Annotated in this window: 12 protein-coding genes; 3 read left to right on the top strand and 9 right to left on the bottom strand. The window is 68.9% G+C overall.

Features of this window, described 5'->3' with window-relative positions; all coding sequences use genetic code 11:
- Window positions 1–17 precede the first annotated feature (17 nt).
- Entirely contained in the window at window positions 18–761 is a 744-nt protein-coding gene (gene gpmA, locus AC1DW0_RS16280; protein ID WP_457326075.1) for a 2,3-diphosphoglycerate-dependent phosphoglycerate mutase, read from the top strand.
- Here the strand turns inward: gpmA and AC1DW0_RS16275 are convergent.
- Entirely contained in the window at window positions 746–1,792 is a 1,047-nt protein-coding gene (locus AC1DW0_RS16275; protein WP_477946899.1) for a glycosyltransferase family 9 protein, read from the bottom strand. The genes gpmA and AC1DW0_RS16275 overlap by 16 nt on opposite strands.
- A 30-nt stretch (window positions 1,793–1,822) precedes the next feature.
- Between AC1DW0_RS16275 and AC1DW0_RS16270 the strand changes: the two genes are divergently transcribed.
- Complete coding sequence (locus AC1DW0_RS16270; protein ID WP_477946897.1) at window positions 1,823–2,584, top strand: hydroxypyruvate isomerase family protein; 762 nt, start codon at window positions 1,823–1,825, stop codon at window positions 2,582–2,584.
- On the opposite strand, the gene AC1DW0_RS16265 is transcribed toward AC1DW0_RS16270, so the two are convergent.
- From AC1DW0_RS16265 to AC1DW0_RS16240, 6 genes are all read right to left on the bottom strand, one after another.
- The gene (locus AC1DW0_RS16265; RefSeq protein ID WP_457324814.1) at window positions 2,565–3,296 is read right to left on the bottom strand and encodes a lysophospholipid acyltransferase family protein; all 732 of its coding nucleotides are present in this window, start codon (window positions 3,294–3,296) and stop codon (window positions 2,565–2,567) included. The two genes, AC1DW0_RS16270 and AC1DW0_RS16265, sit on opposite strands and share 20 nt — an antisense overlap.
- Window positions 3,297–3,372: 76 nt before the next feature.
- Window positions 3,373–4,674, bottom strand: a complete 1,302-nt coding sequence (locus AC1DW0_RS16260; protein ID WP_477946895.1) for a dihydroorotase — start codon at window positions 4,672–4,674, stop codon at window positions 3,373–3,375.
- Window positions 4,675–4,676: 2 nt separating this feature from the next.
- Window positions 4,677–5,639 carry an aspartate carbamoyltransferase catalytic subunit gene (locus AC1DW0_RS16255; RefSeq protein ID WP_056199446.1) on the bottom strand — a complete coding sequence of 321 codons (963 nt, stop codon included), beginning with the start codon at window positions 5,637–5,639 and terminating at the stop codon, window positions 4,677–4,679.
- Window positions 5,639–6,127 carry a bifunctional pyr operon transcriptional regulator/uracil phosphoribosyltransferase PyrR gene (gene pyrR / locus AC1DW0_RS16250; protein ID WP_056199449.1) on the bottom strand — a complete coding sequence of 163 codons (489 nt, stop codon included), beginning with the start codon at window positions 6,125–6,127 and terminating at the stop codon, window positions 5,639–5,641. The genes AC1DW0_RS16255 and pyrR overlap by 1 nt, the downstream gene beginning before the upstream one ends.
- Window positions 6,124–6,519: a Holliday junction resolvase RuvX gene (gene ruvX, locus AC1DW0_RS16245; RefSeq protein ID WP_457354310.1), complete on the bottom strand. Its 396-nt coding sequence runs from the start codon at window positions 6,517–6,519 to the stop codon at window positions 6,124–6,126. Before ruvX ends, pyrR begins: the two co-directional genes overlap by 4 nt.
- Window positions 6,516–7,094, bottom strand: a complete 579-nt coding sequence (locus AC1DW0_RS16240) for a YqgE/AlgH family protein (RefSeq protein WP_056199455.1) — start codon at window positions 7,092–7,094, stop codon at window positions 6,516–6,518. Before AC1DW0_RS16240 ends, ruvX begins: the two co-directional genes overlap by 4 nt.
- A gap of 112 nt (window positions 7,095–7,206) precedes the next feature.
- Between AC1DW0_RS16240 and AC1DW0_RS16235 the strand changes: the two genes are divergently transcribed.
- Window positions 7,207–8,631, top strand: a complete 1,425-nt coding sequence (locus tag AC1DW0_RS16235) for a cryptochrome/photolyase family protein (protein WP_477946892.1) — start codon at window positions 7,207–7,209, stop codon at window positions 8,629–8,631.
- A gap of 63 nt (window positions 8,632–8,694) precedes the next feature.
- On the opposite strand, the gene AC1DW0_RS16230 is transcribed toward AC1DW0_RS16235, so the two are convergent.
- Complete coding sequence (locus AC1DW0_RS16230; protein ID WP_056199460.1) at window positions 8,695–9,732, bottom strand: GGDEF domain-containing protein; 1,038 nt, start codon at window positions 9,730–9,732, stop codon at window positions 8,695–8,697.
- 7 nt (window positions 9,733–9,739) lie between these two features.
- Window positions 9,740–15,817, bottom strand: a complete 6,078-nt coding sequence (locus AC1DW0_RS16225) for a hybrid sensor histidine kinase/response regulator (protein WP_477946890.1) — start codon at window positions 15,815–15,817, stop codon at window positions 9,740–9,742.
- Window positions 15,818–15,821 lie beyond the last annotated feature (4 nt).

Raw genomic sequence — 15,821 nt, 5'->3', positions numbered from 1 at the left:
TCAGCGCGCCTTGCCCCATGTACAAGCTCGTCCTCATCCGCCACGGCGAATCGACCTGGAACCTGGAAAACCGCTTCACCGGCTGGACCGACGTGGACCTGACGCCCACCGGTGTCGAGCAGGCCAAGACGGCCGGCCGGCTGCTGAAGGAAGCGGGCTATGACTTCGACATCGCCTACACCTCGGTGCTCAAGCGCGCCGTGTGGACGCTGTGGCACGCCCTGGACCAGATGGACCGCACCTGGCTGCCGGTGCGCCACGCCTGGCGCCTCAACGAGCGCCATTACGGCGGCCTGCAGGGCCTGAACAAGGCCGACATGGCCAAGCAGTACGGCGACGAGCAGGTGCTGATCTGGCGCCGCAGCTACGACACACCGCCGCCGGCGCTGGAAGCGACCGACCCACGCAGCGAACGCAGCGACCCTCGCTACCGCGGCCTGGACGCCGAGGACATTCCGCTGACGGAATGCCTGAAGGACACCGTCGCCCGCGTGCTGCCCTTCTGGAACGAGACCGTCGCGCCCGCCATCAAGGGCGGCCAGCGCGTGCTCATCGCCGCCCATGGCAACAGCATCCGCGCGTTGGTGAAGTACCTCGACAACATCGCCGACGACGCCATCGTTGGCGTCAACATCCCCAACGGCATCCCGCTGGTCTATGAGCTGGACGAGAACCTGAAGCCGATCAAGAGCTACTACCTGGGCGACGCCGAAGCCGCCGCCAAGGCGGCTGCCGCCGTGGCCAATCAGGGCAAGGCCTGATCCACCTCGGCCAGCACCTCCTCCACGCTGGCCCAGCCGGGCCAGTACTGAAGCAGCTTGACCGTCGGCCCCCACGGCGCCCAGACCGCGGGATCGGCCGGCCCCCAGGGGGTGAGCAGCCGTGCGCCGACGCCGGCGGCGATGTGGCCCGGCCCGGTGTCGTTGGAGACGACGATGCCGGCCATCTGCAGCAACGCGGCGTAGATGCCCAGGCCCACGCCTTCGAACCGCACCACGTCAGGGTAGAGCTGGCGGGCACCCTCCAGCTCGGTCGGTCCCGGCACCATCACGATGCGGCGCCCCGCCGCATTCAGGCGGCGCACGAATTCCGGGAAAGCCGGCCAGGTACGGTCCAGGAACTCGGTTTTCCCGTTGGCGAACGGGCAGATCATCACGTAGCGCCCCGGCGCGATGCCTTGCGCCGCCAGCAGAGCGGCGGCCCGCTCCCGCTGGGCCTCGCTGACCTGCAGGCCGATGACCGGCGGAGGCGGCTCGTCGATGCCGAGGAAGTCGCAGGCCAGTTCCCAGTATTCGACCAGCGTGTGCCGCCCCGGGCGCCGCGGGTGACCACGGCGCATCAGCCAGGTGCGTCCCTCCACCGCATGGCCCTCGGCGCGCAGGCCGGCCAGTCGCGCGTCCAGCGCCGCTGAAAACGCGTAGGGAAAGAGCAGCGTATTGGAGCGCCGGTCGAATCCGGGGTCTTGCGCACGCAGCTGCCGCCGCAGCGCGCGCAACTGCGCCACGCGCTCGCCGAGCCTCTCGGGCCGCACATGGACGCGCCAGCCTTCCGTCTCCAACAACCCGCATGCCCAGCTCTTGCCGACCAGTTCAAGGCGATAGCCGTGGCTTTGCAGCAGCCGCAGCGCCGGGATGCTCAAAACCGTGTCGCCAACGAAGTTGCGCAGACGGACGATCAACGGTCGGGCTTCTATCATCAGCAATTCTTTACAAGTGACGCGGGATTCTCCCTGCGCAGGCCCGCTCTCCATGCCCGAGATCACCCTGCCCTCCTCAGCCAAAGTGATCGCCATCCATGACGCCGCCCTGGTAGCGGGGTTGCAGTGATCCCGCCACGCTTCGCAGCCAATCTCGATTGGCTCTATACCGAGCACGCCTATCTCGACCGGCCGGCGGTGGCACGGGCCGACGGCTTTGCCGCCGTCGAGCTGCAGCAGCCGCATCTGCATGACCGCCCACCGCTGACGGCCGCGCTGGCGGGGCTGAAGGTCGTCCTCATCAACGCCCCTGCCGGCGACTGGGCCGTCGGCGAGCGCGGCTTCACCGCCCTGCCCGGCCGCGAGGCCGAGTTTCGCGACGCGACGCTGCGCGGCCTGGACTTGGCCGACCGCCTTGGCGCGGCCCGCGTGCATCTTCTGTCAGGCTTGGCCGAGGACACGCCCGAGCACCGCTCGACCTGGCTGGCCAACCTCGGCTGGGCCGCCGAGCAGTCCCCCCTGCCCCTGGTCGTCGAGCCCATCAACCGCCGCGACATGCCCGGCTATTTCCTGCATCGCCAGGCCCAGGCGCTGGAGCTGCTGGCGGCGCTGGACACGCCACGCGTGCAACTGCAACTCGACCTCTACCATTGCCGCGTCGCTGAAGGTGAATCACTGACACATCTGGCGCGCGCGCTGGACCTCGGCATGCTGGGCCATGTGCAGCTCGCCGGCGTTGCCGGGCGGCATGAGCCCGAGGCCGGTGAATTCGCGGCGGAGCTGGCCCTGCTGGACGCACGTGGCTGGCAAGGCGTTGTCGGCCTGGAATACCGGCCCCGTGGCAATACGTCGGCCGGCTTGGCCTGGCTCAGCCCAGCTTCGCGCTGATCACGCCGCGCAGCATCGCACCCAGGGCGCGACGGTCCTGGCCGGTCGCCATCACGCTGGGCAGGATCTGCACATCAATGCCCAGCCCCTTGGCCGAAGCAATGCGCCACAGGCTCTCAACCAACGTCGTGTCGCCAATGAAGCGCGCCGACGAGCTGAAGCGCTCGCCGGGCTCGTGCCACCGCAGCACGACGGGCAGCACCGGTGCATCGACCGACACCGCCGCCTGCAGCAGGTTGGCGTGGAAGGGCAGCATCTCGGGCCCGGCGCCCGTGGTGCCTTCCGGGAAGACGGCGACACAGTCGCCCGCCTGCAGGGCTGCGGCCGTCTGGTGCACGACACGCAGCGCATCGCGCTTGCTGGCGCGCTCGATGAAGAGCGTGCCGGCGCCTTCGACGAGGGCGCCGACCACCGGCCAGTGCCTCACGTCCGCCTTGGACACGAAGCGCGCCTGCGGCAGCACCGCGTGGACGCCGGCGATGTCCAGCCAGGAGATGTGGTTGGCCACCATGAGATGACCCGTCGGCAAGGCCTGGCCCTGGGACTTCAGCGCGATGCCGAGGATGCGCAGCGTCTTGAGCGACCACCACTGGATCAGCCCATGCCGCTCGGACGCCGTCAGCAGCTCGAAGCGGCGCTTGACGATCCACAGGCCGTGCAGCACATGCGGCACAAGGCGCGTGAGGCGCCAGGTGGCGATCAGGGATCTCATTCAGCCTCCCGCCGGGCCGCCCCTAGGGAGGCTGCACCCCCTCGGGGGGCAGCGTGCGAAGCGCGCGTGGGGGCCGTCATCCTTCATAGGCGACGTGGCCGGCGACAAGGGTGCAACGCACACGCGCGGGCAGCTCGAAACCGCTGGAGGCGAAGGCAAACGGCGTGTGCTTGCCCTGGCTGGCCAGGGCGTCGGGCGTGACGGACCAGCTCGCCGCCGCGTCGAACACGCAGACATCGGCGACGCCACCTTCCACCAGGCGACCGGCGCTGGCGGACAAAGAGCCGAGTGCGCTGCCCAGCACCCGCACCGGTTCGGCCGTCACGACGGCCAGCGCACGCTGCAGCGGCAGCTTGGAATCCTGGGCCCAGCGCAGCGCCAGGCTCAGCAGCAGCTCCAGGCCCGTCGCGCCCGGCGTGGCCTCGGCAAAGGGCACAGCCTTCTCGTCGGTCGTCACGGGCATGTGGTCGGACACCAGCGCGTCAATAGTTCCATCGGCGAGGCCCGCGCGCAGCGCATCGCGATCACGGCCTTGGCGCAGCGGCGGCGTCAGGCGCATGGCCGAATCGAAGTAGCCGATGTCGACGTCACTGAGGTGCAGCGAATTGATGGACACGTCCGCCGTGACGGGCAGGCCCTCGCGCTTGGCCGCGCGCACCAGCTCGACGCCGGCGGCGCTGGACAGGCGGCACACATGCACCCGGGCGCCCGTGGCGCGTACCAATTCAAAAATGGTGTGCAGCGCCACTGTCTCGGCGCTGACGGGCACGCCGGACAGCCCCAGCCGCGTCGCGACCGAACCGCTGGCCGCGACGCCACCGCCGAGATACGCGTCCTGCGGGCGCAGCCAGACCGTGTAGCCATAGGTGGCGGCGTATTGAAGCGCCCGGCTCAGCACCAGCGTGTCCTTGATCGGCACCTCGGCCTGCGAGAAGCCGATGCAACCGGCTTCGGTCAGTTCGGCCATCTCGGTGAGTGCCGTGCCGTTCAACTGGCGCGTCAGCGCGCCGAGCGGAAACAGGCGGCAGCGGCTCAGCTTGCGGGCACGGAACTTCAGCATCTCCACCAGACCGGGCTCGTCGAGCACCGGGTCGGTGTCGGGCGGGCAGACCAGGCTGGTCACGCCACCAGCGGCCGCTGCGGCGAGTTCGCTTTCGAGCAGGCCTTCATGCTCGTGCCCGGGCTCGCGCAGCCGGGCGCACAGGTCGACGAGGCCGGGCGCGACGATGAGGCCGCTCGCGTCAACCGTGCGGTCAGCACCGAAGTCAGCCACGGCGCCCAGATGCACGATGCGGCCGTTCGCGATGGCGACGTCGCCGATGCGGTCGAGATTGGACGCCGGGTCGATCAGTCGGCCGCCTTTGATCAGGATCTTCATGCTCATGCCTCGTTGCCAGCCAGGATGGCCATGACGGCCATGCGCACCGCGATGCCGAAGGTGACCTGCGGCAGGATGACGCTGCTCTTGCCGTCGGCCACTTCGGACGCGATCTCGACGCCGCGGTTGATGGGCCCCGGGTGCATGACGATGGCGTCGGGCTTGGCCAGGCGCAACTTGTCGGGCGTCAGGCCGAAGTGCTTGAAGAACTCGCCGCTGCTGGGCAGCATGCCGCCGTTCATGCGCTCGTTCTGCAGGCGCAGCATGATGATGACGTCGGCGTCCTTCACGCCTTCGGCCATGTCGTGGCAGACGCGCACGCCCATGTCGCGCAGGTCGCCGGGGACCAGGGTCTTGGGGCCCACCGCGCGGATCTCCGGCACGCCCAGGATGTTGAGCGCGTGGATGTCGCTGCGAGCGACGCGCGAGTGAACGATGTCGCCGACTATGGATACGGTCAGGTTGCGGAAGTCTTTCTTGAAGTGCCGGATCGTGTACATGTCCAGCAGCCCTTGAGTCGGGTGGGCGTGGCGGCCGTCGCCGGCGTTGACAACGTGCACGTGCGGCGCGCAATGCTGGGCGATCAGGTGGGGCGCGCCGCTCTCGCTGTGGCGCACGACGAACATGTCGGCGTGCATGGCGCTGAGGTTGGCCACCGTGTCCAGCAGCGTCTCGCCCTTGGCCGTGGAGCTGCGCGCGATGTCCAGGTTGATGACGTCGGCCGACAGGCGCTTGGCGGCGATCTCGAAGGTGGTGCGGGTGCGGGTGCTGTTCTCGAAGAACAGGTTGAACACCGACTTGCCGCGCAGCAGCGGCACCTTCTTGACCTCACGGTCGTTGACCGAGAGGAAGCTGCCCGCGGTGTCCAGGATCTGCTCCATGACCGCACGCGGCAGGCCTTCGGTGGACAGCAGGTGGATCAGCTCGCCGTGCTTGTTGAGCTGGGGGTTGCGTTTGGAAAGCATCACTTCACCTCAAAGGCAAATCGGCCCCCGTCGGCGCGCGCGAGGCGCAGGCTCTGGTCTGCGGCGAGCGTGACGCGGGCCGCAGAGAACGCCGGCTCGATCGGCAGCTGCCGCCCGCCGCGGTCCACCAGCACCGCCAGCTGCACGCTCGCCGGGCGGCCGAAGTCGAACAACTCGTTGAGCACGGCCCGCGTCGTGCGGCCGGTGTAGAGCACGTCGTCGATGAGCAGGATGTCGCGGCCGTTGACGTCGAAAGGCAGCGAGGTGTGGTCGGCCTTGGCCAGGCCCCGCGAGCCGAAGTCGTCGCGGTGCAGCACGCTGGAGATGGTGCCGGCGTCGGCCAGGCCCAGGTCGACGGCCAGGCGCTCGGCCAGCCAGGCGCCGCCGCTCCAGATGCCCACGAGGGCGGTGTCGGCGGTCAGCAGTCGCTGCACGCCGCGCCTGAGCTCGAGGTAAAGGCCTTCAGCGTCCAGCTTGAGGTCACTCATGGATGTTCCCGGAAAAATTGTTCAAGGATGAGGGCGGCCGCTGCGGCGTCCACGTCGTGCGCGCCTTCAGCCTCGGCTTCAACACTGGTGTAGCGCTCGTCCACTTCGAAGACCGGCAGGTGATGGCGCCCGGCCAGCCTGCGGCCGAAATTCTGTGCCTTGGCCGTCATCTCGTGCGGCGCGCCGTCGGGGTGGCGCGGCACGCCGATGACGAGGGCGTCGGGCTGCCAGGTCTTGACGAGGGCGGCAATCGCGTCGAAATCGCCACTCCTGACCGTGGCACGCGGCTCGGCCGAACCGAGCAAGCGTGTGCCCGAGGCGACGCCGATGCGTCGGGTGCCAAAGTCAAAAGCAAGAAAGATCTGATGCGACGGCGCCAACGCCGCCATCATGCGTGCCCCGCGTCCGAGCTGAGCATGCGTGGGTCCACGCCCAGCAGGGCCAGTGCGCGCTCGTAGCGCTGCTCCACCGGAGTGTCGAAGATGATCTCGGGCGCCGCGTCCACCGTCAGCCAGCCGTTGCGGCCGATTTCCTCTTCGAGCTGGCCCGCGGCCCAACCGCTGTAGCCGAGCGTGACAAAGATCTTCCTGGGGCCGGCGCCGTTGGAGAGCGCTTCAAGCACGTCGCGGCTGGTCGTCATCTCCAGGCCGCCAGGCACGGCCAGCGTCGCGTTGTAGTGGCCGCCCTCTTCGTCCAGCGGCTCGTGCAGCACGAAACCGCGGTCGGTCTGCACCGGGCCGCCATAGAAGACGGGGCTGTCGGCCAGCGGTTCGGCCGGTGGGCTGAGCTCAACCTTCTCGAACAGATTGCCCAGCGTCAGAGAGATGGGTTTGTTGATGACGAGGCCCAGGGCGCCGTTGTCGTTGTGCTCGCAGAGGTAGACCACGGTGCCTGCGAAGGCCTCGTCGGCCATGCCGGGCATGGCGATGAGGAATTGGTTGGTCAGGACGATCCGGTCGGCGGGCATGGCGGCATTTTATTCTGGCCGCTTTGCGCTTCAGCGCTTTATCGCCCGGGAGACTGGTGCTTGCCGAGGTCGCCCAGCCTGGGCGGGCGTGCAAAGACCTTAATCTGCGCCCATGCCTGCTCACCTTGACCGCGCTCTTGTCTGGTTTCGCCGCGACCTGCGCGCGGGCGACCAGGCCGCGCTGTATCACGCGCTGCGCAGCGCGAAACAGGTCTTCTGCGCTTTCGTCTTGGACCGCGACATCCTCGACGCCCTGCCACGCGCGGACCGACGCGTCGAGTTCATCCTGGGCGCGCTGCAGGTGCTGGACGAGGACCTGCGCAAGCTCGGCGGGGCGCTGATCGTGCGGCATGGCTTTGCGGCGGACGAGATCCCGCGCCTGGTGGCCGAGCTGGGCGCGCAGGCCGTGTTCACCAACCACGACGACGAACCGCAGGCGCTGATGCGCGACGCGCTGGTGGCCGACCTGCTGAAACCCCTCAATGCCGAGCTGCGCACCTTCAAGGACCATGTCATCTTCGAGCGCGGCGAGGTCATGACGGCCGCGGGTGGGCCGTACAGCGTGTTCACACCCTACAAGAACGCCTGGCTGCGCAAGGTGGATGAGTTCTATCTGGGCAGCTATCCCATCGAGCGGCATGCGCATGCGCTGGCGAAGAGCAAGCTGGCCACTGAGATCCCCAAACTCGAAGAAATCGGCTTCAAGCCCGCCGGGCTGACCGAGCATGTCGGCCAGGGCGTCCGCGGCGCCGAGGCGCTGCTGGAGGACTTCCTGAACCGCATCGACGCGTATGACAGCAGGCGGGACTTCCCGGCGATGAAGGGGCCGAGCTATCTGAGCGTGCACCTGCGCTTCGGCACGGTGTCGATCCGGCGCCTCGCGCGCATCGCGCACCAGCGGATGCTGGGCGGCGAACATGGCGCCGAGGTCTGGCTGTCAGAACTGATCTGGCGCGACTTCTATCACCAGGTCATGCACCACCACCCGCATGCGATGACGGCGGCCTTCAAGCCCGAGTACGACGCCATCCGTTGGGAGACCGGCGCTGAAGCCGACGCGCTGTTCGCCGCCTGGTGCGAGGGCCGCACCGGCTACCCGCTGGTGGACGCCGCCATGCGCCAGCTCAACCAGACGGGCTATATGCACAACCGCCTGCGCATGGTGACGGCCAGCTTCCTGACCAAGGATCTCGGCATCGCCTGGCAACGCGGCGAGGCTTATTTCGCGCAGCAGCTGCTGGACTTCGACCTCGCGGCCAACAACGGTGGCTGGCAATGGGCCAGCAGCAGCGGCTGCGACGCCCAGCCCTATTTCCGCATCTTCAACCCGGTGAGCCAGAGCGAGAAGTTCGACGCGCAGGGCCGCTTCATCCGCCGCTACTGCCCCGAACTGGCGGAGCTGCCGGCCAAGACCATCCACGAGCCCTGGACGCGCGCGCCGCTGCAGATGCAGGGCAGCGTCTACCCGCGCCCTATCGTCGACCACGCCATCGCACGGGAGCGCACGCTGGCCCGCTACGCCGTCGTCAGGCGATGAACGGAGAGCAAAAAGGTCAGCCTGCGGTCTTGCGCGGGTGACGAATGCTTCAGCGCGGCGGCTTCAGAACAGCTCGACGTCGCTGAGCTGTGCCGATTCCTGGATCACGCCGCTGGCCACCAGGGCCGCGTAGTTGTGGACCTGGTTGCGGCCATGGCCCTTGGCGTGATAGACCGCCTTGTCGGCGCGCTCGAAGGCATCGGCTGGCCCGTCGCCCGGGCGCACCTCGGTGAAGCCGATGCTGACGGTGATGCGGCCCACCTGCGGGAAGGCGTAGCGTTCGGTGTTCAGGCGCAGGCGCTCGAAGGCCTCGCCCGCGTGGATCTCCTCGTCGCAGCGCATCAGCACGACGAACTCCTCGCCGCCGAAGCGATAGAGCATGTCGTGAAAGCGGAAAGAGCCGCGCATCAGGCGCGACAGCAACAACAGCACTTCGTCGCCGATCAGGTGCCCGAAGCGGTCATTGACGGTCTTGAAGTGATCAATGTCGATCACGCCGAGCACATAGTGTTGGATGGCCGTCTCGTGGCGACGGTCCTCGGCCTCGTGCGTCACGTCGGCACGCGTCGGGATGTCCGACAGCACCTTCAGGAAGCTCTCGTCGAAGGTCTTGCGGTTCAGCAACCCCGTCAGCGTGTCACGCTCGGAGTAGTCGAGCAGGCCCTGGAAGTTGTGATAGATCCGCAGCACGCTGCTGACCATGCGCTGCGCGCCCGTGCCCAGGCGCCGCGTGGACAGGATCTCGATGACGCCGATGACGTCGCGGTCGGTGGCGATCGGGAACAGATACAGCCACTGGCCGCCCTGGGCCACCTGGGTGACGCTGCGGCTGCGCATGGCTTCCAGGCGCAGCGGATGGTCGGTCGCCTTCGGCAGCGCACCAGGCTTGGCCCACAGCGGGTCGGCCGACGCGACCGCATCACCCGCGCGCAGATGGGCACGGGTCAGCCAACGTTCGTCGCCCGGCTCGCCGACGCTGCGGTAGATCGCGACGGACTCGGGCTCCAGCAGGTCACGCAGCGCCATGACCAGGGTGACGTCCATGACATCCCGGTCACGAAAACCGGTCAGTTCAGCAAGATGGTCGACAACCTGGGACATGGGGGGCTCAGGCCGCCACGGTCTGCTGGGTGAACTGCTGGATCAACCCGAGCAGATACTCCTCATCGTAGGGCTTGCCCAGGTAGTGGTCGACACCCAGCTGAGCTGCGTAGTCGCGGTGCTTCTGGGCAATGCGCGAGGTGATCATGATGACGGGCAGAGCAGCCAGCCGCGAGTCGGCGCGCATGTTGCGCACCAGGTCGAAACCGTCCATACGGGGCATTTCGATGTCGGACAGTACCACCGAAGGCAACTCGTCACCCGACAGCTTCTCCATCGCATCCAGGCCGTCCTTGGCCAGCATGACGCGCAGGCCGACGCGCTCGAGGAAGCGCTGGGTCACGCGACGCACCGTCAGCGAGTCGTCGACGACGAGGACGAGCGGCGCCTGCGTCACCGTCTCGACGACCGGTGCGGTCTGCTGCGGCGTTTCGCCCAGCGACATGGCATGGGCCGCCGCCAGCCGGGCCTGGGCGTCGAGGCCGTACCAGTCGGCGAGTGCCACGACGTTGTAGATCAGCGCCACTTCGCCCGAAGCCAGCAGGCTGATGCCCGCCAGGCCCGGTACGCGGTTGAGCTGGGCGCCGAGGTTCTTGACGACAACTTCCTGGTTGCCGACGACCTCATCCACGTGCAGGGCCAGTGCGCCCTGGGCGCTGCGCACCAGCACCACATGGGTGTGGCGGCCATGGACATGGCCACGGCCCGCGTGGCCGAGCAGGCCGCCCAGCCAGTAGAAGGGCATCTCGACACCGCCATGCTGCAGCTTGCCGGTGGCATAGGCCGCCTCGACTGCATCGACGGGCACGCGCTGCACTGACTGCATCAGCGCCGCGGGGACGGCGATGACCTGATCGGAGCTCTTCAGCAGCACGACCTGCGTCAGCGCCGTGGTGAGCGGCAGGCGCAGCAGGAAGCTGGTGCCCTGGCCGGTGGTCGACGTGGTTTCGATGGTGCCGCCCAGCGTGCCGACCTCGGCACGCACGACGTCCATGCCGATGCCGCGGCCGCTCAACTCGGTAACCTGGCTGGCCGTGGAGAAGCCCGGCGCGAAGATCAGGCGCTTGAGCTGCGCGTCGTCAGGCTCGGCGTCGGGCGAGATCAACCCGAGCTGCAGGCCGCGCTCGCGGATGCGTCCGAGGTTGAGGCCGGCGCCGTTGTCGGAGAAATTCAGCAGCACTTCGTTGCCGTGCTGGCTGACCTCGATGCGCAACGTGCCGACCGGGTCCTTGGCCGAAGCCGTGCGCACCTCGGGCGACTCGATGCCGTGAGCGACGCTGTTGCGCAGCAGATGCTCGAAGGCCCCAGCGGTACGTTCCAGCACCGAGCGGTCCAGTTCGGTCTGGCCGCCGGTGATCTCCAGCTTGACCTGCTTGCCGGCATCGCGGGCAGCCTGCCGCACGACGCGGTGCATGCGCTCGCCGATGCTGTCGAAGTCGACGAGGCGGGTGCGCAGCAGGTCGTCCTGCAGCTCGCGCGTCAGCCGGGATTGCGCGGCCAGCTCGTCTTCGCCGGTCTGGACGTTGCGGCCCAGTGTGCGCTGCAGCGTGGCCACGTCACCCACCGACTCGGTCAGCATGCGGGTCAGTTCCTGGAAGCGCGTGTAGCGGTCGAACTCCAGCGGGTCGAACTCGCGGCCGCCCTGCTGCGCCGCCTCTTGCTGGGCGTGCATCTGGGCCTCGGCTTGCAGATCCAGCTCGCGCAACTGGGCGCGCAGGCGCTCCAGGTTGTCGTCCAGGTCAAGCAGCGCGCCCTTCATCTGGACCAGCTCGGACTCCATCCGCGCACGGCGGATGCTGACCTCACCGGCCTGCGTGGCCATGCGCTCCAGCAAGCTGCCGCGCACACGCACCAGGGCCTGGCCGATGGCGAGGTTGTCGCTGCCGGCAGCGACCTCGGCGGTGTCGGTGAAGCGGCTCCAGTCGATCTCGCGCGCTGGTTCGGCGGGCTTCTCGACGAACGTGGATGCGACCGGCCGCACATCGGCTTGGGCAATCTCGGCCAGCAGGCGCTCAGGTTCAGGCGCCGGCGCAGCCGCCTCGACAACGACCGGCGGCTTGGCAGCGGGTGCGGGCGGCGGCGGGGCGACGATGGCCGGCGCGGCTGGCACGGCGGCAGATGCGAGCCGGCGACCGAGTTCCTCGAAGGCGTGCTCGAGGGCATCACCCTCATGCTGCAGCGCCTGGACCTGGCTGTGGTTGGCGCTGCCGGCCCTCAGCAGGTTCTCGATGGCGGATTCGAGGTTGTGGGCCTGCTCGCCCAGGCGCATGGCGCCGGCCAGGCGGGCGCCACCCTTGAAGGTGTGCAGAGCACGCATGCAGGCGTCGGAGCGACCCAGCTCGCCCGGATGGGCCAACCAGTCGCGCAGCGCACCGTGCAGTTGTTCCAGCAGGTCGCGCCCTTCCTCCTCGAAGATGGGATAGAGGTCGGGCTCGATGTGGTCGGGCAGGCCCGGCTCGGGCTCGTCGTCGGCCGCCAGCAGCGGGGCAGGCTCGGTTTGCGGCACAGCCTCGGCAACCGTCTCTGCGGCCGGCTCGGCAATGGGCTCGACGAGGGGTTCGGCCAGGTCGACGAAATCGGCGAGATCAACGACGGGCTCCGGCAGATCAGCAGCCACGGTGACCTGGTCATCCAGGTCGCCGGCGAGGGTGTCGTGCAGGGCTGGCACAGGCAGCGCATCCAGGGGCGCGGATGCCGTGAAGGACTCTTCCTGCGGCTCGTAGGCATGCAGCTGCGCGACGACCTCGGGATCGTTGGGCTTCAGGAAGCCGGCTGCGAACTGGTGCAGCAGGCGGCGGATGTCGTCGGCGGCGCGCACGAACAGTTCGGCGTCGGCCTGCTCGTAGCGCACGGCGCGATGGGCGCGACCCAGGGTGTGCTCGAGTTCCCGGGCCAGGATGGAGAGATCCTCGTAGCCCACCGTGGCCGCATTGCCGGCCAGGGCGTGAGCCTGCACTTCGCAGCTCTGCGGCACCGGATGGCTGAGCTCGACGGCCCACTCGGCCAGGCCGATGGACAGCTTGCGCGACAGCTCGTCAGCCTCGTTCAGGAAGATGTTGAACAGCGCGATGCTGATGCGCAGCGAGCCGATGACCTTGAAGCCTTCGTCGGGGTCGGCCGACTCGGGTTCAGGTTCCAGCTCCGGCTCGGCAGGGCTGACCAGCGTGAGAACCGGCGCGGCCGGCTCCTCGTCCTCCTCGAGCAGCTTGTGCAGGGCCAGCGTGGACTCCTCCGGCCGGACCGGGGGCTCGGCCAGGGGTTCGGCGGCAATGACAGGCTCAGGCTCGTCCAGATCCAGCACGACGCCGAAGTTGGCCAAGGTCGGCTCTTCATCAGGCGTGGGTGGCAGCGGCAGGGGTTCGGTCGGTGCGTGGGCGTCGAACTCGCTGACCAGCTCGGCGGGTAGTTCGGTCGGGTCGAGATCCAGCGTGACCTCGGGCAGGGCGAGGTCGAGGTCAGCCTCGATGGGGGCCTCGTTGGCCGGTGCGCCAAGCTCGAGAACGAAGTCGGGCACCAGCGGCGGCGTCTCCTCCATCTCCGCCGGCAGCGCGGCGACGATGGGTTCTGCTGCCGGCTCGGCCATGACCTCGGGGCCACGCTCGATGGCTTCGACCGGGGTCGCGGCGTCCAGCGGCAGGTCGAGGCCTTGGGCTTCTACCGCTTCGATGGCTTCGGCGGCCGGAGCAGCCGAAACGGCAATAGGCAGGGGCTGGCCATGCAGGCGCAGCGAATCGGCACTGCGGCGCACCGGGTCGGGCAAGCTGTGGCCCGGTTCCGTGCCAGCAATCTGGTTGCGCCAGTGGGCAAAGTAGTCCAGCGCCTCGGTGGTGAAGCCCAGCAAGGCGGCGTCGGACTGGGGGGTGGCTTCGGCGAGGCGGGCGTTGTAGAGCTGTTCGCAGGCCCAGGCACCTTCACCGAAGGGGTCCAGGCCGACCATGCGGGCGCTGCCCTTGAGGGTGTGGAAGGCGCGACGCACGATGGTGAGCTGGCCGTGGTCGGCGGGGGCCTGGCGCAGCTCTTCCAGCGCGGCCCGGGCGTTGCCGATGACCTCGTCGGCTTCCTCGAGGAAGATCTCGCGCATCTCGGGGTCGTCCGCGACGCTGGGCGCGGGCGGCGGGGGAGCAACCACGGGAACGGGTGCGGGAGCGGCCGGCTGCGACAGGTCGACGTCGGGCAGGCTGAGGTCGGGCAGGTCCAGCGTCCCCAGGTCGATGCGCAAGGGCTGGGTGGCGTCGTAGGCGGCGGGAGCGGCAATCTGGGCCGATTCGTCGCCCAGGTCGACGTGGAAGCCGCTGGCCTCGAAACTCGGCAGCTCGACGGCGCCTTCGCGGCGGCCCATGACGGCGTCCAGGCGGCCGCTAGCGTCGTCGAACTGGAACATGCGCTTGGCCAGCTGAGGCTGGACGCTGAGCATGTCGATCAGGAAACCCAGGGCGCCGAGGTTGTTGGCCAGGCGCTCAAACACGCCACGGGCGCTGGCGCGCTCGAAATCGATCTCGGTGTTGGCCAGGCCGTCGACCTCGTCGCGCATGCGAACGGTGGCCTGCGCCGCCTGGTCCAGGCCCAGCACGCTGAGCACGCCGCGCATCGCCTGCAACTGGCCGGGCACGGGAATCAGCAGCTCACGCCGGGCCGGGTCGCGGAAGTATTCGTCGCACTGCTTCTCGACTTCCGACAGGCTGGCACGCAGCTCGTGCACGACGCTGCCCAGGGTCTGGCGGTCGGAGACCCGGCGGTACAGGTCCTCCATCCAGTCTTCCAGCGGCTCGGGCGTCTGGCCATGGGCCACGGCCTCGACGCGGCGCGCCAGGCGACGCACGCGATCGGCCTGCTCGGGCTGGTCGAACGCGGCGTCTTCCAGCGCGGCTTCGACATAGAGCAGGCTGGTGGCGATTTCCATGGCCAGCGCGGGTGGCGGCGTGCTGCGCGAGCGCAGCGTCGCGACGACGGCGCGCTGCAGTGTCTGAGCCAGCACTTCACCGCTGGGGAAGAGGCGGGTCAGCGAATCGGCCAGACCGGCGAACTGCTCGTCCAGGCCGGCCAGGCGGTGCTGGTCGCCTTCGGCGGCGCTGGACCAGCTTTCCTTGGCTGAAATCACGCGGCGCTTGGCTTGCGCGACCCAGGCAGGATCGATGCGGCCGAGGCCGGCGTCCTCGTAGTCGCCGGCATGCTCATCAGTGAGGCGGTAGGTTTCATGCACCGCTGTCAGGCGCGGGCCGGCGCCTTGGTTGACGCGGCACTGGGCACAGAAGAACAGCAGGTCCTGGGCCAGACGTTCGCGCGCCGGATCCATCTGGTCGCCATGGCCAACGAGGCGCAGTTCATGCAGCAGCTTGGAGCCCAGGCGTTTGGCATAGCCGTCGCTGGGAATCAGCTTGAGCGCCTGGCCTTCGAAGACGGCGGCGGCGAGCTGCCACAGCGTGCGCGTCGTGCCAGCGGGCAAGGCGGCTGCCAGACCAGCGCACAGGCCGGAAAGATTGGCTGCATGCGTCGAGCTGGGCTCGCGCATATGGCGCAGCAATGCGGCTTCAAAAGGCGCGCGCACGGCCTCGGGCGAACGCGGCGACACACCGGCTTCGGACGCAATGCTGCGCCAGGACCAGTCGTACTGCCAGAGGTCGGCCGGGTGGATGCGATCGGCACCATTGAGCTGCTGCAGCGCGCGATAGCCCGGGTAGAGGGCCAGCGACGAGGTCTTGTTGCCAGCCAGCAGGCGGGCGACATAGGCCAGCAGGGCAAAGTCGGCGCGTTCGATGGTGTCGACGGTGCTGGCTTCGACCTCCAGCGGCCGCTCGGCCAGACGCGCGACGGCCACTTCGGCGGCGCGCAGCACGCTGGCGCCGGCCGGCAGGCCGACCAGCGACAGCACGCCGCTGACCTGGTGCAACTGCGCGGCCGCCTGCTGCAGCGGCGCGCTGGGCTGGGCATCACCGCCAAAGGCGGAGAGGCGGTTGTCGCCGCTGTCGCGCACGAGGCGGCGCAGGGTCTTGTGCACCGACTCCAGGGAGCGGCGTAACTCCTCCTGCACCCAGGCCAGTGGGCTGAGGTCGGCCGGGAGTTCGGAGTCTCGCAGGGAGCTGTCCATGCGT

It is taken from the genome of Roseateles sp. P4_D2 (assembly GCF_056401875.1).
Note: the sequence above shows the minus strand (reverse complement) of the source record. Positions and strands in the feature narration are given on the sequence as shown.

Excerpts from the sequence above, each read along its gene's own strand:
- AC1DW0_RS16240 (WP_056199455.1), bottom strand. The coding sequence starts at position 7,094 with ATGCCCGCCGACCGGATCGTCCTGACCAACCAATTCCTCATCGCCATG.
- gpmA (WP_457326075.1), top strand. The coding sequence starts at position 18 with ATGTACAAGCTCGTCCTCATCCGCCACGGCGAATCGACCTGGAACCTG.
- pyrR (WP_056199449.1), bottom strand. The coding sequence starts at position 6,127 with ATGAGTGACCTCAAGCTGGACGCTGAAGGCCTTTACCTCGAGCTCAGG.
- AC1DW0_RS16225 (WP_477946890.1), bottom strand. The coding sequence starts at position 15,817 with ATGGACAGCTCCCTGCGAGACTCCGAACTCCCGGCCGACCTCAGCCCA.
- AC1DW0_RS16230 (WP_056199460.1), bottom strand. The coding sequence starts at position 9,732 with ATGTCCCAGGTTGTCGACCATCTTGCTGAACTGACCGGTTTTCGTGAC.
- ruvX (WP_457354310.1), bottom strand. The coding sequence starts at position 6,519 with ATGATGGCGGCGTTGGCGCCGTCGCATCAGATCTTTCTTGCTTTTGAC.
- AC1DW0_RS16265 (WP_457324814.1), bottom strand. The coding sequence starts at position 3,296 with ATGAGATCCCTGATCGCCACCTGGCGCCTCACGCGCCTTGTGCCGCAT.
- AC1DW0_RS16275 (WP_477946899.1), bottom strand. The coding sequence starts at position 1,792 with ATGGCGATCACTTTGGCTGAGGAGGGCAGGGTGATCTCGGGCATGGAG.
- AC1DW0_RS16235 (WP_477946892.1), top strand. The coding sequence starts at position 7,207 with ATGCCTGCTCACCTTGACCGCGCTCTTGTCTGGTTTCGCCGCGACCTG.
- AC1DW0_RS16255 (WP_056199446.1), bottom strand. The coding sequence starts at position 5,639 with ATGCTTTCCAAACGCAACCCCCAGCTCAACAAGCACGGCGAGCTGATC.
- AC1DW0_RS16260 (WP_477946895.1), bottom strand. The coding sequence starts at position 4,674 with ATGAAGATCCTGATCAAAGGCGGCCGACTGATCGACCCGGCGTCCAAT.